This is a genomic window from Klebsiella sp. Sb-30 (assembly GCF_057652795.1).
On record NZ_CM172749.1, the window covers coordinates 1,578,163 to 1,599,946 of the forward strand.

Sequence of the window (21,784 nt, forward strand, 5' to 3'; positions counted from 1 at the left end):
TGGACGTGACATATACCAGTACAAAATATGATTTAGCGTACACATTTATTAAACATTTTTATAACAGATCTCAAAACTCAACTTAAATTTTAAACAATATTTAATTTTTTGATCTTCGGTGTTACCTTGATTCTCGATAATCGTTTCACCTGCGCTAAATCCAAAAGCGAGTAAAGTAAGGCTCAAATCCGATGAAGAAAAAGATGGCCGTACCCAGCTCACCGGCTGTTGGTTCAAATACACCTCGGACCAACACCCGCCATGAGCAAGAGACGGATGTATTGTTGATTGGCGGCGGCATCATGAGCGCCACGTTGGGAACCTGGCTTCAGGAACTTGAGCCGGACTGGTCTATTACCATGGTCGAGCAGATGTCCAGCGTGGCTGAAGAGAGCTCAAACGGCTGGAACAATGCGGGTACCGGTCATGCGGCTTTGATGGAGCTGAACTACACGCCACAAACCGCCAGTGGGATTAATATCGACAAAGCGGTCGATATCAACGAATCCTTCCACATCTCCCGGCAATTTTGGGCTCACCAGGTGACACGCGGCATACTCAGTAAGCCGAAATCGTTTATTAACAGCGTGCCGCACATGAGCTTTGTGTGGGGCGAAGACAATGTGAATTTCCTGCGCGCGCGTTACGCGGCGCTCCAGCAGAGTGAGCTGTTCCGCGGGATTCGCTATTCTGAAGATCATCAGCAGATCAAAGAGTGGGCGCCGCTGGTGATGGAAGGGCGCGATCCGCAGCAAAAAGTGGCCGCGACCCGCACCGAAGTCGGGACCGACGTCAACTACGGGGAAATCACCCGCCAGCTGATTGCCGGACTGCAGACCCATGATAACTTCTCTTTGCAGCTTGGTACCGTTGTGCGTCGCTTTAAGCGCAACGCGGACAAGAGCTGGACAGTGACCCTGGCCGATGCCGATAATCGTCGCCAGAAGCGCGTTATTAAAGCCAAATTTATCTTTATTGGCGCCGGCGGCGCCGCGCTGACGCTGCTTCAGGAAACCGGTATTCCTCAGGCGAAAGAGTACGCGGGCTTCCCGGTGGGGGGACAGTTCCTGGTGTGCGAAAACCCGGAGGTGGTGAACCATCATCTGGCGAAAGTCTATGGCCAGGCCGAAGTGGGCGCGCCGCCGATGTCGGTTCCGCATATCGATACGCGGATTATCGATGGCAAGCGGGTAGTACTGTTTGGACCGTTCGCAACTTTCTCGACCCGCTTCCTGAAAAACGGTTCGCTGTGGGATCTGCTGGCATCAACCAACACCTCGAATATTCTGCCGATGCTCAATGTCGGTCTGGATAACTTCGATCTGGTGAAATATCTGATTAGCCAGGTGATGCAGAAAGATAACGATCGTCACGAGGCGCTGCGCGAATACTATCCGGAAGCGAATAAAGAGGACTGGCGCTTGTGGCAGGCCGGCCAGCGCGTACAGATTATCAAACGCAACGGTAAGAAGGGCGTACTGCGTCTGGGCACGGAAGTGGTCAGCGATGACGAAGGTACCGTTGCAGCGCTGCTGGGAGCTTCTCCGGGAGCATCGACGGCGGCGCCTATCATGCTACAGCTGATGGAGAAGGTCTTTAAAGAGAAGGTGCAGTCGGCCGCCTGGCAGGCGAAACTGAAAGAGATCGTTCCCTCCTACGGTCTGCGTCTGGATGGTAACCCGGCGGCGATTGAACAGGCGCTGGCGTGGACCAGTGAAGTACTGCAGCTGCATTACGAGCCGGTAGCGGTGGTTGATCAGGTCCCGCTGGCGGAGCTGAAGCCGCTCTCCGGTGACAAACCTATGGCGGATATTGCGCTGTAGAACGACATCCGGCGGCTGATGCCGCCGGATAGTGACTGTTTATCGCTTCGCGTTAGCGTACAACGGCATTGCCGATGGTTTCGTCTGCTTTCCAGATTCGGTATTTTACTTCGACGTTATCTGGGGTGTAGACCACGATGGGCAGCTTGCTGTTGTAGCGCAGCATGGCATCATCACCCAAGCCTGCCAGCACAAATTTACGCTCTTTTTTGCCGTCCGGGCAGGCCATCATGGTTGAAACCGGTCCGGTCACTTTATCAAAAACGTAGTAATCGTAACCCCAGCCTTCCAGCGTTTTGCTTTCCAGTTGACCGCCGAGGCGATGGCGGTTGCAGTCAACCTCAAGGGTCTGGCCGATCATCAGCTCGACTTTAAATGCGGATTCGTCCTGCTGCTGCGGCAGCTGAATCACCTGACGCTTCATGCCTTTTTCCGCCTTCGGATAGGGGGCGACCTTTTCCAGAGGCTGTTCAGCGGCCAGCGCGCTGGTGGAAACACAGGCAACGGCCAGCAGAGAAACAGCAAGCGTAGAGATTTTCTTCACGATTCATCATCCTTTGTTATCGATCTTTAACGGCAAAAGACTAGCACTCTTTTGCGTAATGGTAAGAATAATTTACCATTATTTTCATATATTGTGGTCTGATTGACTGGCTTTATTGGCTGGTTTGCAAGTATTCACTACCCAAATTCACTCTCTGAGCGAAAGGTTCTTTGGGTATCCCTGACGGGATATTGCCGCCAACGGCAACCGGCAACCCGGCGTTAATAATCATCAGCAAGCGAAGACGTTTTCAGGTGCGATGATTCCAGTCCGACCGGCCAATACCCGCGAATAAGGGGCGCTATAACAGTAACAGAAGGGGAGACGGGGGAAGCGAAATGCTCCCCCCGATGCCTACTCATCGCGACTGACTTTTCCTTCCTCGATGAACTCTTCATCGATTTCGTCGGTGTTGCCCGCGTGCTCGCGCCCCGATAGCAGATTCCAGCAGGCAATAAACAGGGCGGCGATCAGCGGCCCGATGACAAAGCCATTAATCCCATAAATCTCCATGCCGCCGAGGGTGGCAATCAAAATCAGATAGTCCGGCATTTTGGTATCTTTGCCCACCAGCAGCGGGCGCAGAATATTATCCACCAGGCCTATCACAATCACGAAGAAGCCGACGATAAACGCCCCTTGCCATAGCTGATCGGTGGCAAACAGGAAGATGGCAGCCGGTACCCAGACTATGGCGGAACCGATCGCCGGAATCAGCGACAGAAACGCCATGATGGCGCCCCACAAAATGCTGCCGTCGAGGCCGGCGATAGAAAACGCGATGCCGCCAAGTATCCCCTGGGCGAGGGCGACGGCGGCGGTACCTTTTACGGTTGCCCGTGATACGGCGGCAAATTTAGCAAACAGATGCTGCTTAACGTAGTTAGACAGCGGCAGGGACTCAAGGATGAGCATGACCAGATAGGGGCCATCTTTGAGCAGGAAAAACAGCAGATACAGCATGATGCCGAAGCTAACGGTAAAGCCGAAAGTCCCTTTACCAATCAGGAACGCGCTGCCGGCCAGATATTGCCCGCCTTTCAGAGCGGCGTCAGAGAGCTGTTTCTGAATCTGCTCTGCGCTGTCAAGGTTATGTTCGGAGAGAAAGCTTCTGGCCCACTCAGGCAGATGGGCAAACAGATTGGCCACCACCACAGGAAACTGGGTGTCGTTATGCTGAAGCTGGGTGTAAACCAGGTTGAGCTCAATCGCCAGCGATGAAATGATGATCGCCAGCGGCGTGAAAACAATCAGGCAGATAATCACGACGGTCAACAACGAGGCCAGGCCATTGCGCTCCCCGAGGCGAGCACGCAACTTGTTCTTCACCGGGTTGAAGATGACCGACAGAATCGCGGCCCACAGTATGGCTGAATAATAGGGGGAAAGAACATTAAAAAAGGCGAGGCTGACCATCAGCAAAATCAGGATAAAAAATCCCTTCGTAAGTCCATTAACTCTCATATTAATTGTTCCGGTGTCAGGCAAGTACGACGAATAATAGAAGCTATTCTTCGATTTACAATCAGTAAGGTCGGAGTTTCTTCATCAGCAGTGCGGAAACGGGGATAGATTCGACCGCGGACCGCGACCGTGTCGGCGGGGTGATTCGGGCATTAAAAAACCCGCAGGCTCAGAGAGGATGCGGGTTCTTAAGGGGTTACCGGTTGTTAAGATAACTTACCGGTGAATGATTTGGTCGGCACGAGAGGATTTGAACCTCCGACCCCCGACACCCCATGACGGTGCGCTACCAGGCTGCGCTACGTGCCGACGTATGGAGGACAATATTACCCGTTCCCCGACCGAATGCAAGCCGGGGAACGGCTGATTGATTCATAATTAATCAATCAGTTAGCGATAAAGCGTTTTTCGTCAGTCAGGATCTGCAGCAGCAGGCTGAGCTGAGGTTTGCGGTTATCAATTTTTTTGCCGTCGCTGTTCCAGGTGCTGTAGGTACCGTTGTGGTTCAGCACCACGGTCACCTCTGGCGACGTGACCGCCAGCGTATCGCCGTTGGCCGCCGTCACCCAGGCCCTACGACGCGCGGGGCTGAACAGGTCTTCACCCTGTGAATATTCGTTGGCAGGCGTGGAGACGTGCAGCAGGCGCTGCATCAGCGTCGTCATCACATCTTTGTTGCTGGTCAGCGTCGCGATGTTCTGCGCCGGAATCCCTGGCCAGTGAATAACCAGCGGAACCTGCAGCTGCTCCCGGGACCAGTCAAACTTACCGCGCTGCGGATTCAACGGCATACCGTGCGCGGCGGTAATAATCACCACCGTATTATCCAGTTTTCCGGCATCGCTCAGGGCGCTCAGTACCCGGCTGATTTGGTTATCAACATCTCCCGCCGCACGGCTGTAGCGACGCGCGAAGTTTTGCTGCTGGCTGTTATCCAGCGTGGTGCCATTCAGCGAAATCCATGAGAACCAGCGGTTTTCATCCTGCGCATAGCGATTGAGCCAGCCAATCCACTGGTCCGCCGTTTGCTCATCGCTTTGCGTTTTCTCATTTGGCAGCGAGAAATCGGACAGCAGCGCCTGGCGATAGAGCGGACTGCTGAAACCATCGGAGGAGAACAGCCCCAGCTGATATCCCTGCTGGTTAAAGGCCGTAATCAACGCGGCCGGGATGCGGGCTGACAGGACGCCATCCATATAGCCCGGCGAAATCCCGTAGAACAGGCCAAACATCCCGCTATCGGTGGTATTGCCGGAGCTCATATGCTGGGTAAAGTTGACGTTCTCTTGCGCGAAACGGGCCAGTTCCGGCATATTTTTCTCAAACCGCGAATAGTTCAGGTTATCGACGGTAATGAGCAGAACGTTGTAGCCAGCCCCCAGATCGCGATAGCGCAGGGTGCTCAGCGGATACTCAACGGAGACGGCTTCCGGTGCCCCCTGTTCTACCAGACGACGCTGGTAATCCTGGGCGTCGAGCAGGCCATGTTTCTCAAGGAAACGGCGGGCCGTCATCGGATAGGAGAGCGGCAGATTCGCCCGTTGCATGGTGATCGGGCGATAAAAATTCGCATCCGCCCAGATATAAATCAGGTGGCTGCTGATAAAAGAGAGAAAGAAAAACCAGGCGACAGGCCGGGCGTAGTGGCGGCGACGCGTCAGGCTACGCAGCTTCTGCCAGCTCCAGGTCGCAAACAGCATTTCCAGCAGGAAGATAATCGGCACGCTGATAAACATCAGCTGCCAGTCGCGCGCCATCTCATTCTGGTCAGGGTTGATGACCAGTTCCCAGACAATAGGGTTAAGATGCAGGTGGAAACGGGTAAAGACTTCGCTATCGATCAGCAGGAGCGTCATGCCCGCGGTCGCCAGAATGACCGACAGGAAGCGCATCAATCGCTGCGATACGACGATAAAGGTCAGCGGGAAGAGAATCAGGACATAGCTGGTAAATACCAGAAAACTGAAGTGACCCACGAGGCTGACATACGAGAAAATACGTCCGCCCAGAGTTGTGGGCCAGTCGGCGACAAAAAGATAGCGGCTGCCGAGCACCATGGCCAACAACATGTTGAACAGGGCGAACCAGTGCCCCCAGCTGACCATCTGGGAGATTTTTTCTCGGTAGGGCTGACGAAGAGTCACCATATACAGTTGTTGGTTATCCTTAGTGCGCCGGATCGTCGTTGATTGAAGACTGCAGAGCCTGGGCAAAAGAACGGGCGATAGCCTGACGCTGCGCCGGCGCGACGCTACTATTGATCAGGTTAGTCACCATATTGCCTAGCACCATCAGTGAAAGGTCAACGGGGGCTTTGTGTGTTTCCAGCACGTTGGTCAGCTCGCTAAGCAGCTGTTCGACGTGTTCATCACTATAGCGGGATAATTGCGGCATAAACTCAAAATCTGTTTGTTCGTGAAAGGGCAACATATTACCGTAGCAGCAGCTTTTTTTCCGCATTTTTTCGCCACGGCGCAAAAGCGCGCACGATCGCGAGTCTCTGGTCGTCGAAGAGTCACGCGGCGGTTGCGTCGCCGTCCCGGCGGTGGTTGAATACCGGCCGGTCTAAAAGGAGAGTTTAACATGAGTCTGGATATCGACCAGATTGCCCTGCATCAGTTAATTAAACGTGATGAACAAAACCTCGAACTGGTGCTGCGCGATTCCTTACTGGAGCCGAATGCGACGGTCGTGGAAATGATGGCCGAGCTGCATCGTGTCTACAGCGCTAAAAACAAGGCCTACGGTCTGTTTAACGAAGAGAGCGAGCTGGCGCAGGCCCTTCGCCTGCAGCGCCAGGGCGAAGAAGAATTTCTCCCGTTCAGCCGGGCGGCAACCGGCCGTCTGCGTGATGAACTGGCGAAATATCCTTTCGCAGAAGGCGGTATCGTTCTGTTCTGTCAGTATCGTTATCTGGCGGTTGAGTATCTGCTGGTGGCGGTGCTGAACAACCTGAGCAGTATGCGCGTTAATGAAGATCTGGATATCAGCTCAACCCACTATCTGGATATCAATCATGCCGATATTGTGGCGCGCATTGACTTAACTGAATGGGAAACCAATCCGGAGTCGACCCGCTACCTGACCTTCCTCAAAGGCCGGGTCGGGCGTAAAGTGGCCGATTTCTTTATGGACTTCCTCGGCGCCAGCGAAGGGCTGAATGCCAAAGCGCAGAACCGCGGCCTGCTCCAGGCGGTCGATGATTTCGCCTCCGATGCTCAGCTCGATAAGTCCGAACGGCAGAACGTTCGTCAGCAGGTATATGCTTATTGCAACGAGCAGCTGCAGGCGGGAGAAGAGATTGAACTGGAATCTTTATCCAAAGAGCTGGCCGGCGTCAGCGAGAAGAGCTTCCAGCAATTTACCGCTGAACAGGGGTATGAGCTGGAAGAGAGCTTCCCGGCGGATCGCAGCACGCTGCGTCAGTTAACCAAGTTTGCCGGCAGCGGCGGCGGGTTAACGATCAACTTTGATGCCATGCTGCTGGGCGAGCGGGTGTTCTGGGATCCGGCAACGGATACGCTGACCATCAAAGGCACGCCGCCTAACCTGCGCGATCAGCTGCAGCGTCGGACTTCCGGCGGTAGCTGATTCTCCGCCAGCCCCGGTGAAGGCCGGGGCTGGCGGCCCGCGGCGTTGTTACTCAGCGTCGGCGCGGATCGTCTCGATCCCGTGCTGAGTCAGCTTCGCCTGCAGGGCCTCATCCAGCAAACCATCGATAATCAGGGTACTGGCAAGGCTTAACTCGCCGATGGCAAACGCCGATGCCGAGTTCAGTTTTTCCTGCGACGCCATCACAATGGTTTCCGCTGCCCGCGCGGCGAGTGCCCGCTTGATAGCCGCCTCTTCATAATCGCCGGTAGTGAAACCCGCGCGGTCATGCACCCCGGTAACGCCCATAAAAAACAGATCGGCATTGATCCGCGCAATACCTTCCAGCGCGCTGGCGCCGACGGTGACCACCGAATGTTTAAACAGCCGCCCGCCGATCAGAATGACCTCAATCAACGGTCGTTCCACCAGCGCGACGGCAATACCTGGGCTGTGGGTTACGACGGTACAGGCCAAATCAGCCGGCAGACAGCGGACCATTTCTTCTGTCGTGGTCCCGCCATCGATAATCACCACCTGCCCCGGCTGGATCAGCGCCGCCGCCCGGCGGGCAATGGCCTGCTTTGAAGCGATTTGCACGTTTTTTCTTGTTTCGATCGGCGCGATGGCCGCCGAAACCGGCAGCGCGCCGCCGTGGACCCGCTGCAGCTTGCCTTCCCCCGCCAGCTCGCGTAAATCCCGGCGGATAGAGTCTTCAGAGACGTTAAACCGCTGACTAAGCTCGCCGGACATCACCTGTTTTTCGACGGCGAGAATCTGCAGTATTTGCTGTTTTCGTTGGCTGGCAAACATATTCCTTCCTTCATGTTTGATCTTGTTTGTGCGTTATTTTGCATGTTATCGTGGCCGCTGTCATCTCATCAGGAGAAAAATATGTCCAGGGATACCTCCCGCGTTCGCCACGTGCGTGAAACGCTGCTGTCCGACAACTGGTATACGTTAAAAAAATACACTTTTGAATTGCTGCGCCGGGATGGCCGTTGGCAGGAACAGAGCCGTGAGGCCTACGATCGCGGCAACGGCGCGGTGATTCTGCTCTATAACCGGGTAAAGCAAACCGTTGTACTTATACGCCAGTTTCGTTTTCCGGTGTGGATTAATGGTCATGATGGTTTTTTGATCGAGGCGGCTGCCGGGCTGCTGGATAATGCGTCGCCGGAAGAGCGTATTATCGCCGAGGCGGAAGAAGAGACCGGCTTCCGCGTCACCGGCATTGAACCGGTTTTTACCGCCTACATGAGTCCGGGGTCGGTCACCGAAAAGCTCTATTTTTTCATTGCCGAATATTCGGCGGACGATCGCCGCGGCGAAGGCGGCGGGCTGGCGGCGGAAGGGGAGGATATCGAAGTGCTGGAGTGGCCACTGGCCCGGGCGTTACAAGCGATACGCGAGGGGGAAATTGTGGATGCCAAAACCATTATGCTACTGCAACACCTGGCTCTCACGATTTCGTCGCGCCTTGCCCCGGATGAAACAAGGCGCGATAACCCTTAGTGCAGTTTGCGGGCGATAGCGCTGTACATCAGCGCGGCTTCCAGCGGTTGGGCGTTAAACGAAGGTTCGGCCTGCGGCCAGGTTGACCACTGTACGATCACCAGATGTTCCGCGCGGTTGACCATAATCACCTGGCCGTAGATACCCAGCGCCCACAGCGAACCTTTCAGGCCCTGGCGGGCGCTGGGGTCGACATGCTGTGCGTTGGCCGGAATCGCGTTATTCCACCATTGATAGCCGTAAATGCCCTCCGGGTGTGCCGGGGAGACTGATTTCTGCGCCTGGGTCCAGGCGGAGGATTGGTCAAACCAGCCTTCAGGCACCAGCCGTTGGCCATCGGCCAGACGTCCATCCCGGGCGACAAACTCGCCGAAACGACCCCAGTCTTCCAGCGTGGCGTTAAAGCCGTGCGCCCCGACGTCATGCTTGCCCTGCTGATAAGCGTGCCAGACGCCGTCATGCGCCATTCCGGCGGGTTGCCACAGGGCCTGCTCCAGCCATGCGGCAAGCGGCATTCCGGTGGCCCGCTCCAGAACATCACCCAATAGCCAGGCGCCCCCTGACGAGTAGGACCACTGCTCGCCGGCGGGATGCGTGCGCTTCAGGGAGGCCACGATCTTGCGCACGCACCCGTAGGCGCCTGGATGGGCTTCACACTGAGTCAGGCGGGCGAAATGGGATTGCGGGTTGGTGTAATCTTCATTCCACTCGACGCCGGAGGTGTGCTGAATCAGCTGTTTAAGGGTGACATCGTCCCAGGCGCTGCCTTTCAGGTCGGGCTCGTAATCGGTGATCCGATCATTAAGCGAATGGATTTTACCTTGCTGAATCGCTATACCGACCAGGGTGGAGACCACCGCTTTACCTACCGAGCGGGAGGTCCACAGCGTGGTGTCGGTATTGCCTGCGCCGAGATATTTGTAGGCAATCTTACCCTCTTTGAGTACCAGAAAACCGGTGACGTTCTGGCGCTTCAGGTAATCCTGCAGGTTCCATGTCTGGCCGTTTACCGTATAGCTGACGTCGGTCAGCGGCTTATCTGACGGCAACAGCGGCGTGGCGTTACCGTGATGGAAGATATCGCCGGCATAGTTACGGTAGTCGTTGCGAAAACCGATAACCCGGGCGGACCGATCCCAGTTGAGCATATCTTTTGTTGCAGGCAGAACGGGATCAAAAGGTGTCGGGCAGACATCCAGCATGACTCCGCCGCAGGCCTGCGGTGACGGGGCCTGCGCCATGCTGACGGTAGGGCAAAGCGCGAACAGCAACGCCAGGGCCAGCGGTGTGGTTTTTTTTATCTTTGTCATCAGAGATTCCTTATTAGCCATAACAACCAGGCCTGCAGTATATAAATCGCCTTCGGCAGGCTAAAATCAGCCGATGGGGGATTTTCCCCCAAAGGAAACCACAGGATGAAAACGCTGCATTACTCATTTGCCCAGATTGAGGCTTTTGCCACCATCGCGGAAACCGGGAGTCTTTCGCGGGCGGCGATTCGGCTCGGAAAAGACCGCACCACGCTGCGCGATCTGCTGGATTACCTGGAAGATGCGCTGGGATATGCGCTGTTCCTGCGCGAAGGGCGAAGCCTGGCGTTAACCGCCGAAGGGGAACAACTTTTTCGCCAGGCGCATTTATTGCTGCGCCAGGCCCAGGCCTTTGAGTCGTTTGCGCAGACGCTACCGCGCACCGCGGGGCAGGGGCTGCGGGTGGTGTACGATCCGTTTGTACCGCGATCCTTTCTCTGCGCACTGGCAGATCGCCTTGCCCGACGTCAGCTGCGAATGAGCTGCTGGAGCGCATCGCGCCGCGAGGCGGAGCAGGCGCTGGCCGACGGGCAGGCCGATCTGGCTATTTGCCAGGCCAATAACCGGACTCTCGGTAGCGAAATGGAGTGGCGCGCGTTGGGAACCGTCGATCTGCGCTTTTATGCGGCCGAGCGACTGTTTGCGGACTGCGCGCGTCCGTTGACTCTGCTCAATTTGTCGTTGGTCCCGCAGCTGGTGATGCATCGCCGCGCAGACGAGCAAATTGCCCGCCGGGTGCAAATTTCGGGACATACGCTGTACATGAATGAAAAAGCGTTATTGCGCCATGCGCTGCAGCAGGGGCAGGGGTGGGGATTCTTACCTGACCATTTTCAGGCGGCCGGCTGGGAAGGCGTGGAGGAGATCGATACCGAAGTCGGTACCCAGGGGCTGAATGTCACGATGGTGATGCTGTGGCAGCCGGGAATGAACAAGCATCCGACGCTGGGAGAGGTGGTTGATTTTGCGCCTTTGCTATGGAAACAAGACGCATAACAAAACGCCCCGGACCTTGCGGGCCGGGGCGTTTGCCACTCAACTTGCTATCGCGATTAAGCGCGAACGAAGTCGATGTGAGTCAGTTTTGGCTTGAACGCGTGACGCTGAACAGCCTGAACTTTTACTTTTTCTTCTTTGCCATCGATAACGATGGTCAGAACTTCACCGTAGAACTCAGCTTTGCTCTGAATGTTCCACAGTTTGTCCTGGTCCAGCTCGATTGCTACCGGAGTAGCTTCACCGCCATAAATGATGGCCGGGAATTTGTTAGCTGCACGCAGGCGGCGGCTCGCACCCTTACCCTGCTCTTTACGTACTTCTGCGTTGATAGTAAACATTGATGTCTCTCTATATTTAAATCCTGCTACAGGCGACCCAGCAGCAGGCAGATGATCTGCTTTGCGAATGCAAAAGCGGGCGGCATTATATCCACCTATGGCGTTGACGGCAATGAAAACCTCAGGCGCGGCGGTGATTAACGCAGTTCATTTGCCCGGCGGAAGCGGCCTTGATAGTCGAAGACTTTTTCCCTGACCTGCCAGTACTGGCCCTTCATGCGCGCGACGACAAAGTCCGGATGCCGCAACAGCGGCTGCTGGGCAACAATGTCGGCAGGGGTTATCCAGCGCAGCGGCACGCCCGGCGTGCGGGTATGGGGACGGATAAACAGCTGCTCAAACGCGGTACGCTGGGCCGGCGTCTGCAGGCGGAAGCGCTCGCTGACATCGGCGCCGTCCTCATCGTAATAGGTGATTTTCAGCCACGGACCTTTATCGTCGCCACCGTGCTGCAGGTCCATGCCGCTGCAGCGCAGCACCAGCGCGTCTTTGAGCTTCAGCGCGGCCTTCAGCATATCGTCGGGGTCGACCAGAATTGTGTCACACTCGCGGCAGCGGCGGGCGGCAATATCATTTTCCGCATTGCACTGCGGACAGTTTTTGAAGCGAAAACGAAAATCGCACTGTTCACGATGACCGTCGTCATCTTCAAACCAGCCCTGGCAGCGGCGGCCAAAGTGTTCAATCAGCGTACCGTCGGCGGTGGTCTTTCCCCAGAAGGTATTGGCAAAGCCGCAGGCCGGGCAGAATACCTGTACGGGGACGTTATCGCTCTTGCCCTTCGGCGAACCCACCTCCGGGGCGTAGAGATCGTGAGGATTTCCGGCATAGTCGAGAATCAGGCAGTCGGTTTTCCCCGGCGCCAGGCGCAGGCCGCGGCCGACAATTTGCTGATAAAGGCTGACCGACTCCGTGGGGCGCAGGATGGCGATCAGATCGACATGCGGGGCATCAAATCCGGTGGTGAGCACCGCCACGTTCACCAGATAACGATACTGCTGCGCTTTAAATGCTTCGATGATGCGATCGCGCTGCGGGCCGGGCGTTTCACCGGTAATCAGCTCCGCCTCGCCGGCGGGCAGCAGGCCGGTAATTTCCCGCGCGTGTTCTACCGTGGAGGCGAAAATCATCACGCCCTTACGCGTGCGGGCGAATTCGACGATCTGGCTGACGATATGCGGCGTAATGCGCCGCTGCTTTTTTAGCTCAAGGTTCAGGTCCGCTTCGCTAAACAGACCGTTGCTCTGCGGCTGAAGGCGGCTGAAATCGTACTGCACGACCGGCATATCCAGCCGTTCCGGAGGCGTCAGATACCCGTGATTGATCATATAGCGCAGCGGCAGTTCGTAAATACAGTCGCGGAACAACGCCTTCTCATCACCGCGAACCATGCCGTGATAATGAAACTGGTAGATCCAGCCCTTGCCGAGGCGGAACGGCGTGGCGGTTAACCCGAGCAGGCGCAGCTGCGGGTTGACCTGCTGCAAATGGCTGATAATTTGCTGGTACTGGCTGTCATCATCGTCGCTGATGCGGTGGCATTCATCGACAATCAGCAGTGAAAACTCGGCCTGGAACTGTTCAAGGTTACGGGCTACCGATTGCACGCTGCCGAAGACCACCTTGCCGTGGCTCTCTTTACGCTTCAGCCCGGCGGCAAAAATATCCGCCTCCAGCCCAAGCGCACAATACTTGGCGTGGTTTTGCGCGACCAGCTCCTTGACGTGCGCCAGCACCAGAACGCGGCCGCGCGCCAGGCGTGCCAGCTCGGCGATGACCAGGCTTTTACCCGCGCCGGTTGGCAGGACGATTGCGGCAGGCTCATGATGGCGACGAAACCAGGCGAGCGTGGCGTCGACGGCCTCTTTTTGGTAGGGACGTAATGTAAAAGTCATGGCTATACTGGCGTTAATTAACTCGCAAATAGTATGCCACGAATCTTTTCCCTTGAGTGGCGTTAAGAGCCCGTTATACTAGCCAGCGAACTTCTTCTTTTTCGGGCGTTTGCCCGCTCCAGCATTATTACAGGCTAAAAAAATCTCATGCGACTTGATAAGTTTATCGCTCAGCAACTTGGCGTCAGTCGGGCTATTGCCGGGCGTGAAATCCGCAGCAGCCGCGTTCTCGTAGACGGCGAAATCGTCAAAGATGCGTCGTTTAAGCTCCAGCCGGAGCACGACGTGGAGTATGACGGCAATACGCTGACCCAGCAGAACGGCCCGCGCTACTTTATGCTCAACAAGCCGCAGGGGTACGTCTGCTCCACGGACGATCCGGATCATCCAACGATTCTCTATTTCCTGGATGTTCCGGTCGCGCATAAGCTGCACGCCGCAGGTCGACTGGATATCGACACCACCGGACTGGTGCTGATGACCGATGACGGGCAGTGGTCGCACCGCATCACTTCTCCGCGCCATCACTGCGAGAAAACTTATCTGGTGACTCTGGAAAACCCGGTGGATGAGCAAACGGCGGAACAGTTTGCTAAAGGAGTTCAGCTGCACAATGAAAAGGATCTGACGAAACCTGCGCGTCTGGAAGTGCTGACGCCAACGGAAGTTCGCTTAACGATAAGCGAAGGGCGCTACCATCAGGTGAAACGCATGTTCGCGGCGGTGGGTAACCACGTCGTCGGCCTGCATCGTGAACGTATTGGCGACATTATGCTGGATGAGTCTCTGGAGCCTGGCGAGTATCGCCCGCTGACGGAAGACGAGATCGCCAGCGTTGGCCTCCAGCATGCACGGAGTAAAACGTGACGGCAAAGCAGAATTCTTCACTGGGGATTGTGTTTATTCTTGGCCTGCTGGCCATGTTGATGCCACTGTCGATTGATATGTATCTCCCGGCGCTGCCGGTGATTTCGGCGCAGTTTAATGTGCCGGACGGCAGTGCGCAGATGACGCTCAGTACCTATATTCTGGGCTTTGCTTTCGGTCAGCTGCTGTATGGCCCGATGGCGGACAGCATCGGCCGTAAGCCGGTGATCCTCGGAGGAACGCTGATTTTTGCGGCGGCTGCGGTGGCCTGCGCGCTGTCGCAGACTATCGACATGCTGATTACCATGCGTTTCTTCCACGGTCTGGCGGCCGCGGCGGCGAGTGTGGTCATCAACGCCCTGATGCGCGATATCTATCCGAAAGAAGAGTTTTCGCGGATGATGTCGTTTGTCATGCTGGTCACCACTATCGCGCCGCTGGTTGCGCCGATGGTGGGGGGCGCCGTGCTGGTGTGGTTCAGCTGGCACGCGATCTTCTGGATTCTCGCGCTGGCGGCGCTGCTGGCCTCCGCGATGATCGCTTTTTTCATCAGCGAAACGCTGCCGGTTGAACGGCGGCAAAAATTTAGCCTGCGTACCACGCTGGGCAACTTTGCGACGTTGTTCCGTCATAAGCGGGTGTTGAGCTATATGCTGGCGAGCGGCTTCAGCTTTGCCGGGATGTTCTCCTTCCTGAGCGCCGGGCCGTTTGTCTACATCAATATCAACCACGTTTCGCCCCAGCACTTTGGTTACTATTTTGCGCTGAATATTGTCTTCTTGTTCATCATGACCATCATTAACAGCCGCTTTGTCCGACGGGTCGGGGCGCTGAATATGTTCCGCGCCGGGCTGTGGATTCAGTTTGTGATGGCGGTATGGATGGTGGTCTGCGCGCTGCTGGATGTCGGATTCTGGGCGCTGGTGGTCGGCGTTGCGGCGTTTGTTGGCTGCGTTTCAATGGTCTCCTCCAATGCGATGGCGGTCATTCTCGACGAGTTTCCGCATATGGCGGGCACCGCCTCATCGCTGGCGGGGACCTTCCGCTTTGGCATCGGGGCGATTATTGGCGCACTGCTCTCCATGGCCACCTTTACTACCGCCTGGCCGATGCTGATTTCGATCGCCTTTTGTGCCAGCAGCTCCATCCTTTTTTATCTCTACGCCAGCCGGCGGCGCAAAAACGCGCACTAAAATACCTTCCACAAGGGGCGATTTCCGCCCCTTTTTTGATGCACATCAACCGCGATGGGCTTCCCGGTTCTGTAATTTGTTTCTTTTATGTAAAATCAATTAGTGTAAAAAGTCGCATTGTTGCGATAAAAAAGTTGTTTTGGATCACAGAAACGGGTACATATAGCCCCGATCTGTTTCCGCAGAGAAACTATAAAGTTCTGGATTATAAGTCGTTAACCCTGGCGTGACGCGGGTGTAAACGTTTTCTATGCTGATGCAGGACTATTTGTCAACGATGTGTTAATATTGATGTAAATTTATTGTGAAGCATTTTGCTTCCGGGGAAACTAAGTGAATACACAGCAACTCTCTATCGTACACCGTCTGCCGCAGAGCTATCGCTGGCTGGCCGGTTTTGCGGGTTCAAGAGTTGAACCGATTCCGCAAAACGGCGCCGAAAGTGAAAACAGCCTCGTTGCGCTGAAGCTACTCAGCCCGGACGGGGAGAAAGCGTGGCCGGTGATGCATAAGCTCAGCCAGGCCCTCAGCGACATCGAAGTCGATTGCTCCATCGTTGAGTGTGAAGGGGAGCCGTGCCTGTTTGTCAATTTACAGGACGAGTTTGCGGCAACCTGTCGACTGAAAAATTTCGGCGTGGCGATTGCCGAACCGTTCTCAGGCCACAACCCATTCTGACCGTCAGCTCAGCGCCAGAAGCTGGCGGGTATATTCCTGCTGCGGAGCGGTAAAAACGCGTTCGCACTCTCCCTGCTCGACGACTTCTCCCTGCCGTAACACCATCACCTGATGACACAACGTCCGCACTACGCGTAAATCATGGCTGATAAAAATATAGGCCAGCCGATGTTTTTGCTGTAACGCTTTCAGCAACGCCAGAATTTGCGCCTGGACAGTCTTGTCCAGCGACGACGTGGGCTCATCCAGCACGATAAGCTGAGGCTTCACAATCAGCGCCCGGGCAATCGCAATACGTTGACGCTGGCCGCCGGAAAACTCAGCCGGATAGCGATGCCGCGTTTGCGGATCGAGCCCCACCTCTTGCATCACCTGTATCACCGCGTGTTCACGCGCGGCCGGCGTTAACCCTGGGCGGTGGACGCGCAGACCCTCTTCAATAATCTGTAGCACGTTCAACCGGGGATTCAGCGACGAGTTGGGATCCTGGAAAACTATCTGCATCTGGCGGCGCAGCGGCAGCATTTGCCGACGGCTACGTCCCTGCAGCGCTTGCCCTTCAAAGGCGATCGTCCCTTCCGAGGCAATCAGGCGCAGCAGGGCCAGCCCGGTAGTGCTTTTCCCCGATCCCGACTCGCCCACCAGGCCCAGGGTTTCCCCGGCGCGCAGCTGGAAGTTCAGCGCGTTGACCACCCGGTTATGATCCACTACCCGGCGGAGGAGCCCTTTGCGCACCGGGAAGGCGACGCTCAGATCGACGGCCTTCAGCAGCAGCGGCGCATCGGCGGCCAGCGGTACCGGACTGCCGGAGGGTTCGCTGTCCAGCAGGCGACGGGTATAAGGATGTTCGGGGGCGGCAAAAAGCGCCCGACAGGCCTTTTGTTCGACGCAGCGGCCGTTTTGCATCACCGCCACGCGGTCAGCGAGCCGGCGAACAATGCTTAAGTTATGGGTAATAAACAGCAGTCCCATATTCAGTTCATTTTTCAGCTCGCGTAACAGCTGCAGGATTTGCGCTTGTACGGTCACGTCGAGGGCGGTCGTGGGTTCGTCGGCAATCAGCAGTTCTGGACGGGTGAGCAGCGCCATGGCAATCATGATCCGCTGGCGTTCGCCGCCGGAAAACTGATGCGGGTAGTCCGCCAGTCGGCGTACGGCATGACGGATACCGACTCGTTCCAGGCAGTTAAGGATCTCGCCACGCGCGGCCTCTTTACGCATACCGCGATGCAAAGACAGGACTTCATACAGCTGTTTTTCCAGCGTATGCAGGGGATTGAGCGACACCATTGGTTCCTGAAAAATCATCGCGATACGGTTCCCGCGCACCTTACTTAGCGTGCGCTCATCGGCATGGAGCAGCGACTGACCGTGAAAGCGAATGTCTCCGCCGGGGTAGCAGACCGGCGGAGAGGGAAGCAGGCGCAGCACCGAGAGCGCGGAGACGCTTTTACCGGAACCGGATTCTCCCACCAGCGCCAGGGTTTCCCCGGCGCCAATATCCAGGGAGAGCTCGCTGACGACGGTCTGCATTTTCCCCTGCTGGCGGAAGGCGATGGAGAGGTTGTCTATCTCTAACAAAGGCTGCGTCATGTTATACCGCCTTACCGGGGTCGAAGGCGTCGCGGACGGCTTCACCAATGAAAATTAACAGCGATAACAGCACCGCGACCGACAGGAAGGCGGCGATGCCCAGCCACGGCGCCTGCAGATTGTTTTTCCCCTGCAGCAGCAGCTCCCCCAGAGAGGGCGAACCTAACGGCAGGCCGAAGCCGAGAAAATCGAGTGAAGTCAGGGTGGTGATTGAACTGCACAGAATAAACGGCAAGAAGGTCAGGGTCGCGACCATGGCGTTAGGCAGCATGTGGCGGAAAATAATATGGCGATCGCTGACCCCCAGCGCCTGCGCCGCGCGAATATAGTCATAGTTACGGGTGCGCAGGAATTCCGCCCGCACGACGCCGACCAGCGCCATCCAGCCGAACAGCACCGTAATGGCCAGCAGCCACCAGAAGCCCGGCTGGACGACACTTGAGAGCAAAATAATCAGGAACAGGGTTGGCATGCCTGACCACACCTCGATAAATCGCTGGCCCCACAGGTCAATCTTGCCACCGTAGTATCCCTGAATCGCACCCGCCAGTACCCCCAGCACGCTGGAGAAAAAGGTCAGCAGCAGGCCGAACAGAATCGATATTCGCGTGCCGTATAAAATACGAGCCAGCACATCGCCGCCGTTGGCATCGGTACCCAGCCAGTTTCTCGTCGAGGGAGGGGAAGGGAAGGGCGTCTGGGTGGCGAAGTCGATAGTGGTGGCACCAAATCGGATCGGCGCCCACAGTACCCAGCCGTTATCATCCAGCTGCTTTTGCAGCCACGGATCCTGGTAGTCGGCGGCGGTAGCAAACGGGCCGCCAAAGGTCGTCTCGCTATAATTTTTCAATGCCGGAACGTACAGGCTGCCGCGATACTGCACCAACAGCGGGCGGTCGTTGGCAATCAGCTCGGCGCCCAGGCTGCACAGGAAAAGAAGCATAAACAGCCACAGCGACAGATAGCCGCGGCGATTGTGACGAAAACGCGCCCAGCGGGCCTGATTAACGGGACTCAGGAAAGACATCAGCGGCCCTCAAAATCAATACGCGGATCGACCAGCGTGTAGCAGATATCGCTGACAATATTCAGCAGCAGGCCGATCAGCGTAAAAATATACAACGTACCGAACATCACCGGGTAATCACGGGAAACGGTCGCCTCATAGCCCAGCAGTCCCAGGCCGTTGAGGGAAAACATCACCTCAATCAGCAGGGAACCGGTGAAAAACATGCTGATAAACATCGCCGGGAAACCGGCGATCACCAGCAGCATGGCATTGCGAAAAACATGGCCCCATAAAATTTGCTTTTCGCCTACCCCTTTGGCGCGAGCGGTCACGACATACTGCTTGCGGATCTCATCAAGAAAGCTGTTCTTGGTCAGCATGGTGAGCGCCGCAAAGCCGCCGATGACCGTCGCCAGCACCGGCAGCGTAATATGCCAGAGATAGTCGAGAACCTTCTGATACCACGTCAGGCTATCGAAATTAGCGGACACCAGCCCGCGCAGCGGAAACAGATCCAGATAGCTGCCCCCCGCGAAGAGCACGATCAGGATAATGGCGAACAGAAAGGCCGGGATGGCGTAGCCAATAATGATCAGCGTACTGCTCCAGATATCAAACTGGCTGCCGTTATGGACGGCTTTGCGGATGCCGAGCGGAATCGAGACCAGATAGATAATCAGCGTACTCCACAGCCCCAGGGTGATGGAGACCGGCATGCTGTTTTTGATCAGCTGCAAGACCGACGCGCTGCGAAAAAGGCTGTCGCCAAAATCGAAGCGCAGATAGTCGCCGAGCATTTTCAGGTAGCGTTCGTGGAGCGGTTTATCAAAGCCGTAGCGGTGGGTGATTTCGGCAATCACTTCCGGATCGAGCCCGCGGCCGCCGCGATAATGACCTTCGCTGATGTTGCCGACGCCGGTCCGGGCATGGCTGGCGGCCATACCGCTTTCTCCGGCGCCCGGTAAGCCGCCGCGGTTGCCAAACTCAATGGCGGCGATGGCCTGATCGACCGGGCCACCCGGGGCTATCTGGACAATGAAAAAGTTGATCGTAATGATCGCCCACAGCGTGGGGATTATCAGCAACAGCCGGCGGATCAGGTATGCGCCCATCGTTATTCCTTACCGTTTGTCCGCGGGCAGTTTTGCCGCTTTGTTCACGTCATACCACCAGGTGTCAAACCCGGATGAATAAACGGGACGGGTCTGCGGGAAGGAGAATTTATCCCAGTACGCCGTCCTGTCCTGCGCCATATACCACATCGGCAGCATGTAATAGTTCCAGGTCAGCACCCGGTCCAGCGCGCGACCCAGGGGCAGGAGCTTTTGCTTATTACCCTGCCAGCGGATGATCTGCGCAATCAGTTTGTCTACCACCGGACTCTGAACCCCGGGCGCATTGTAGCTGGAGTGAATATATGACGAATCCCAGGAGATTTGCAGGTCGGTTCCGGGCCAGGGCGTCGCGCGCCAGACGATGGGCATCATATCGTAGTCACGACTGCGTCGGCGGTTACTGTACTGCGAATTATCGACCTGGCGAATATCCATCGTAATACCGAGGCGCTGGAGATTATGCTGAAACGGCAGCACCCAGCGATCGTTGCCCCCGGAAGGCAGCAGCAGTTCAAAGCGCAGCGGCTTACCGGTGACGGCGTTGATCCGGCGCTGGTTTTTCAGCACCCAGCCCGCCTGCTTAAGCAACGCATCGGCCTGCAGCAGATTGGTGCGATCGAACCCATCGCCGCGGGATCGCGGCGGCTGATAGACGGAGGTGAAGACCTCCGGCGGCAGATCGGCTTTCATTGGCATCAGCAGGGCGAGCTCTTCGGCATCAGGCGCCTGACGCGCCGCATACTCCGTATTCTGAAAGTAGCTGCTGGCCCGGCTGTAGGCGCCATAAAACAGCGCCTTGTTCATCCACTCGAAATCGAAGGCGAGGGTGATGGCTTCCCGGACCTGGCGGTCGTTGAACACCGGGCGCTGGATATTGAATGCCAGCCATTGGGTATCCTGTGCCGAGGTATTCGGGTACTCATCTTTAACGATATAGCCGTGGGTAAAATTGCGTCCGACATAACGGGTCGACCAGTTTTTGGCCATCGTCTCTGCTCGCCGGTCGACGGCGCCGGCCTTAAAGGCTTCAAAGGCGACATTATCATCGAGGTAGTAGTCGTAGCGTAGCGTGTCGAAGTTCCAGCGTCCGCGGTTCACCGGCAGGTCGGCCGCCCAGTAGTCCTTCACCCGGGAGTAGATGATGTACTGACCCATCCGCCAGTCGGTAATCCGATAGGGGCCGCTGGCCAGCGGCGGGGTAGAGAGCGGGTCGCTGAGCTTATGGTGACGCCAGAATGCCTCCGGCATCACCGGCAGGGAGAGCAGACTCAGCATGTTCTCCTTGCCGGGCTGCGCCAGGGTAATACGCACGGTGCGCGGCGCAATGGCCTCGACGCGGGTCCCCTTGTAGAACAAGCGGAACTGCGGCACCCCTTCGGTCATAAATTTGTGGAACGTGAAGGCGACATCGCCGGCGGTAATCGGGCTGCCATCATGAAAACGGGCGCGCGGATTGAGGGTTATCTCCATCCACGAGAAATCATCGGCGTAGCGCGTGTCCGCGGCAATGAGGGGATAATAGCTGCCCGGTTCATCATCGGACGTAGTGAACAGCGTGTCGTACAGCGCGTCGGTACGTACTCCCGGGTTGCCGCGCAGCGCATAGCGGTTGAAGTTGTCGAAGGTGCCAATGGTGGCATTGACCAGGGTTCCCCCTTTCGGGGCATGGGGATTAGCATAATCAAAATGGTCAAAGCCGGCGGCGTATTTCGGTTCGCCAATGATGGCAAAAGTGCTGCCCTCTTTTATGGTTATGGTTTGCGCCTGACTATTCAGGCTGAACAGGGTCAGTAATATCAGGCAGACACGCGCAAACATAGCCAGATTAATATCCTCTGTGGGCAGACATC

General features: G+C 56.5%; 19 protein-coding genes and 1 tRNA gene. 7 read left to right on the forward strand and 13 right to left on the reverse strand.

The window, feature by feature from the left end; all coding sequences use genetic code 11:
- Positions 1–191: 191 nt before the first annotated feature.
- Positions 192–1,823 carry a malate dehydrogenase (quinone) gene (gene mqo, locus AC236I_RS07510; protein ID WP_015583824.1) on the forward strand — a complete coding sequence of 544 codons (1,632 nt, stop codon included), beginning with the start codon at positions 192–194 and terminating at the stop codon, positions 1,821–1,823.
- Between the two features lie 52 nt (positions 1,824–1,875).
- Here the strand turns inward: mqo and eco are convergent, their stop codons facing one another.
- From eco to AC236I_RS07535, 5 genes are all read right to left on the reverse strand, one after another.
- Positions 1,876–2,367 (reverse strand): serine protease inhibitor ecotin, encoded by a 492-nt coding sequence (eco, locus tag AC236I_RS07515; protein WP_004864866.1) that lies wholly within the window; start codon positions 2,365–2,367, stop codon positions 1,876–1,878.
- A 354-nt stretch (positions 2,368–2,721) separates the two neighbouring features.
- A complete protein-coding gene (locus AC236I_RS07520) occupies positions 2,722–3,831 on the reverse strand; it encodes an AI-2E family transporter (protein WP_044349592.1) in 1,110 nt (369 codons plus the stop codon).
- A gap of 232 nt (positions 3,832–4,063) precedes the next feature.
- Positions 4,064–4,140, reverse strand: a tRNA-Pro gene (locus tag AC236I_RS07525).
- Positions 4,141–4,217: 77 nt separating this feature from the next.
- Entirely contained in the window at positions 4,218–5,978 is a 1,761-nt protein-coding gene (yejM, locus tag AC236I_RS07530) for an LPS biosynthesis-modulating metalloenzyme YejM (RefSeq protein WP_004864861.1), read from the reverse strand.
- A gap of 19 nt (positions 5,979–5,997) precedes the next feature.
- Positions 5,998–6,225, reverse strand: a complete 228-nt coding sequence (locus tag AC236I_RS07535) for a YejL family protein (protein ID WP_015583825.1) — start codon at positions 6,223–6,225, stop codon at positions 5,998–6,000.
- Between the two features lie 189 nt (positions 6,226–6,414).
- On the opposite strand from AC236I_RS07535, the gene yejK reads away from it, so the two are divergent.
- A complete protein-coding gene (gene yejK / locus AC236I_RS07540) occupies positions 6,415–7,422 on the forward strand; it encodes a nucleoid-associated protein YejK (RefSeq protein WP_004864857.1) in 1,008 nt (335 codons plus the stop codon).
- Positions 7,423–7,470: 48 nt separating this feature from the next.
- Here yejK and AC236I_RS07545 read toward each other — a convergent pair whose 3' ends face one another.
- Positions 7,471–8,235, reverse strand: coding sequence for a DeoR/GlpR family DNA-binding transcription regulator (locus AC236I_RS07545; protein ID WP_004864854.1), 765 nt, complete (start codon positions 8,233–8,235; stop codon positions 7,471–7,473).
- 81 nt (positions 8,236–8,316) lie between these two features.
- On the opposite strand from AC236I_RS07545, the gene AC236I_RS07550 reads away from it, so the two are divergent.
- Positions 8,317–8,937 carry an NUDIX hydrolase gene (locus AC236I_RS07550; protein ID WP_015583826.1) on the forward strand — a complete coding sequence of 207 codons (621 nt, stop codon included), beginning with the start codon at positions 8,317–8,319 and terminating at the stop codon, positions 8,935–8,937.
- Here the strand turns inward: AC236I_RS07550 and AC236I_RS07555 are convergent.
- Positions 8,934–10,247: a serine hydrolase domain-containing protein gene (locus AC236I_RS07555; RefSeq protein WP_069475764.1), complete on the reverse strand. Its 1,314-nt coding sequence runs from the start codon at positions 10,245–10,247 to the stop codon at positions 8,934–8,936. The two genes, AC236I_RS07550 and AC236I_RS07555, sit on opposite strands and share 4 nt — an antisense overlap.
- Positions 10,248–10,352: 105 nt before the next feature.
- Between AC236I_RS07555 and AC236I_RS07560 the strand changes: the two genes are divergently transcribed.
- Complete coding sequence (locus AC236I_RS07560) at positions 10,353–11,243, forward strand: LysR family transcriptional regulator (RefSeq protein ID WP_015583828.1); 891 nt, start codon at positions 10,353–10,355, stop codon at positions 11,241–11,243.
- A 56-nt stretch (positions 11,244–11,299) separates the two neighbouring features.
- On the opposite strand, the gene rplY is transcribed toward AC236I_RS07560, so the two are convergent.
- Both rplY and radD read right to left on the reverse strand, forming a co-directional pair.
- Positions 11,300–11,584: a 50S ribosomal protein L25 gene (gene rplY / locus AC236I_RS07565; RefSeq protein ID WP_004864846.1), complete on the reverse strand. Its 285-nt coding sequence runs from the start codon at positions 11,582–11,584 to the stop codon at positions 11,300–11,302.
- Positions 11,585–11,721: 137 nt separating this feature from the next.
- Positions 11,722–13,479: a DNA repair helicase RadD gene (gene radD / locus AC236I_RS07570; RefSeq protein WP_069475765.1), complete on the reverse strand. Its 1,758-nt coding sequence runs from the start codon at positions 13,477–13,479 to the stop codon at positions 11,722–11,724.
- Between the two features lie 147 nt (positions 13,480–13,626).
- On the opposite strand from radD, the gene rsuA reads away from it, so the two are divergent.
- The 3 genes from rsuA (at position 13,627) to AC236I_RS07585 (ending at position 16,217) form a co-directional block, all read left to right on the forward strand.
- On the forward strand, positions 13,627–14,346 hold the full coding sequence (rsuA, locus tag AC236I_RS07575) for a 16S rRNA pseudouridine(516) synthase RsuA (RefSeq protein WP_004864842.1): 720 nt from the start codon (positions 13,627–13,629) through the stop codon (positions 14,344–14,346).
- Entirely contained in the window at positions 14,343–15,539 is a 1,197-nt protein-coding gene (locus tag AC236I_RS07580) for a Bcr/CflA family multidrug efflux MFS transporter (protein WP_004864839.1), read from the forward strand. The genes rsuA and AC236I_RS07580 overlap by 4 nt, the downstream gene beginning before the upstream one ends.
- Before the next feature lie 333 nt (positions 15,540–15,872).
- On the forward strand, positions 15,873–16,217 hold the full coding sequence (locus AC236I_RS07585) for a YejG family protein (protein WP_004864837.1): 345 nt from the start codon (positions 15,873–15,875) through the stop codon (positions 16,215–16,217).
- 3 nt (positions 16,218–16,220) lie between these two features.
- Here the strand turns inward: AC236I_RS07585 and yejF are convergent, their stop codons facing one another.
- The 4 genes from yejF to AC236I_RS07605 are packed head-to-tail and all read right to left on the reverse strand — an operon-like array spanning position 16,221 to position 21,752.
- Positions 16,221–17,810 carry a microcin C ABC transporter ATP-binding protein YejF gene (gene yejF, locus AC236I_RS07590; protein ID WP_064359082.1) on the reverse strand — a complete coding sequence of 530 codons (1,590 nt, stop codon included), beginning with the start codon at positions 17,808–17,810 and terminating at the stop codon, positions 16,221–16,223.
- A 1-nt stretch (position 17,811) separates the two neighbouring features.
- A complete protein-coding gene (locus AC236I_RS07595) occupies positions 17,812–18,837 on the reverse strand; it encodes a microcin C ABC transporter permease (protein WP_004864833.1) in 1,026 nt (341 codons plus the stop codon).
- Positions 18,837–19,931 (reverse strand): microcin C ABC transporter permease YejB, encoded by a 1,095-nt coding sequence (locus AC236I_RS07600; RefSeq protein WP_004864831.1) that lies wholly within the window; start codon positions 19,929–19,931, stop codon positions 18,837–18,839. The genes AC236I_RS07595 and AC236I_RS07600 overlap by 1 nt, the downstream gene beginning before the upstream one ends.
- Positions 19,932–19,940: 9 nt before the next feature.
- Complete coding sequence (locus AC236I_RS07605; protein WP_044349586.1) at positions 19,941–21,752, reverse strand: extracellular solute-binding protein; 1,812 nt, start codon at positions 21,750–21,752, stop codon at positions 19,941–19,943.
- Positions 21,753–21,784: the final 32 nt, after the last annotated feature.

Coding starts and splice junctions, on each gene's coding strand:
- AC236I_RS07550 (WP_015583826.1), top strand. CDS start 8,317: ATGTCCAGGGATACCTCCCGCGTTCGCCACGTGCGTGAAACGCTGCTG.
- yejK (WP_004864857.1), top strand. CDS start 6,415: ATGAGTCTGGATATCGACCAGATTGCCCTGCATCAGTTAATTAAACGT.
- AC236I_RS07560 (WP_015583828.1), top strand. CDS start 10,353: ATGAAAACGCTGCATTACTCATTTGCCCAGATTGAGGCTTTTGCCACC.
- AC236I_RS07600 (WP_004864831.1), bottom strand. CDS start 19,931: ATGGGCGCATACCTGATCCGCCGGCTGTTGCTGATAATCCCCACGCTG.
- rplY (WP_004864846.1), bottom strand. CDS start 11,584: ATGTTTACTATCAACGCAGAAGTACGTAAAGAGCAGGGTAAGGGTGCG.
- AC236I_RS07595 (WP_004864833.1), bottom strand. CDS start 18,837: ATGTCTTTCCTGAGTCCCGTTAATCAGGCCCGCTGGGCGCGTTTTCGT.
- AC236I_RS07605 (WP_044349586.1), bottom strand. CDS start 21,752: ATGTTTGCGCGTGTCTGCCTGATATTACTGACCCTGTTCAGCCTGAAT.
- mqo (WP_015583824.1), top strand. CDS start 192: ATGAAGAAAAAGATGGCCGTACCCAGCTCACCGGCTGTTGGTTCAAAT.
- AC236I_RS07555 (WP_069475764.1), bottom strand. CDS start 10,247: ATGACAAAGATAAAAAAAACCACACCGCTGGCCCTGGCGTTGCTGTTC.
- radD (WP_069475765.1), bottom strand. CDS start 13,479: ATGACTTTTACATTACGTCCCTACCAAAAAGAGGCCGTCGACGCCACG.
- yejM (WP_004864861.1), bottom strand. CDS start 5,978: ATGGTGACTCTTCGTCAGCCCTACCGAGAAAAAATCTCCCAGATGGTC.
- rsuA (WP_004864842.1), top strand. CDS start 13,627: ATGCGACTTGATAAGTTTATCGCTCAGCAACTTGGCGTCAGTCGGGCT.
- AC236I_RS07520 (WP_044349592.1), bottom strand. CDS start 3,831: ATGAGAGTTAATGGACTTACGAAGGGATTTTTTATCCTGATTTTGCTG.
- AC236I_RS07545 (WP_004864854.1), bottom strand. CDS start 8,235: ATGTTTGCCAGCCAACGAAAACAGCAAATACTGCAGATTCTCGCCGTC.
- AC236I_RS07535 (WP_015583825.1), bottom strand. CDS start 6,225: ATGCCGCAATTATCCCGCTATAGTGATGAACACGTCGAACAGCTGCTT.
- yejF (WP_064359082.1), bottom strand. CDS start 17,810: ATGACGCAGCCTTTGTTAGAGATAGACAACCTCTCCATCGCCTTCCGC.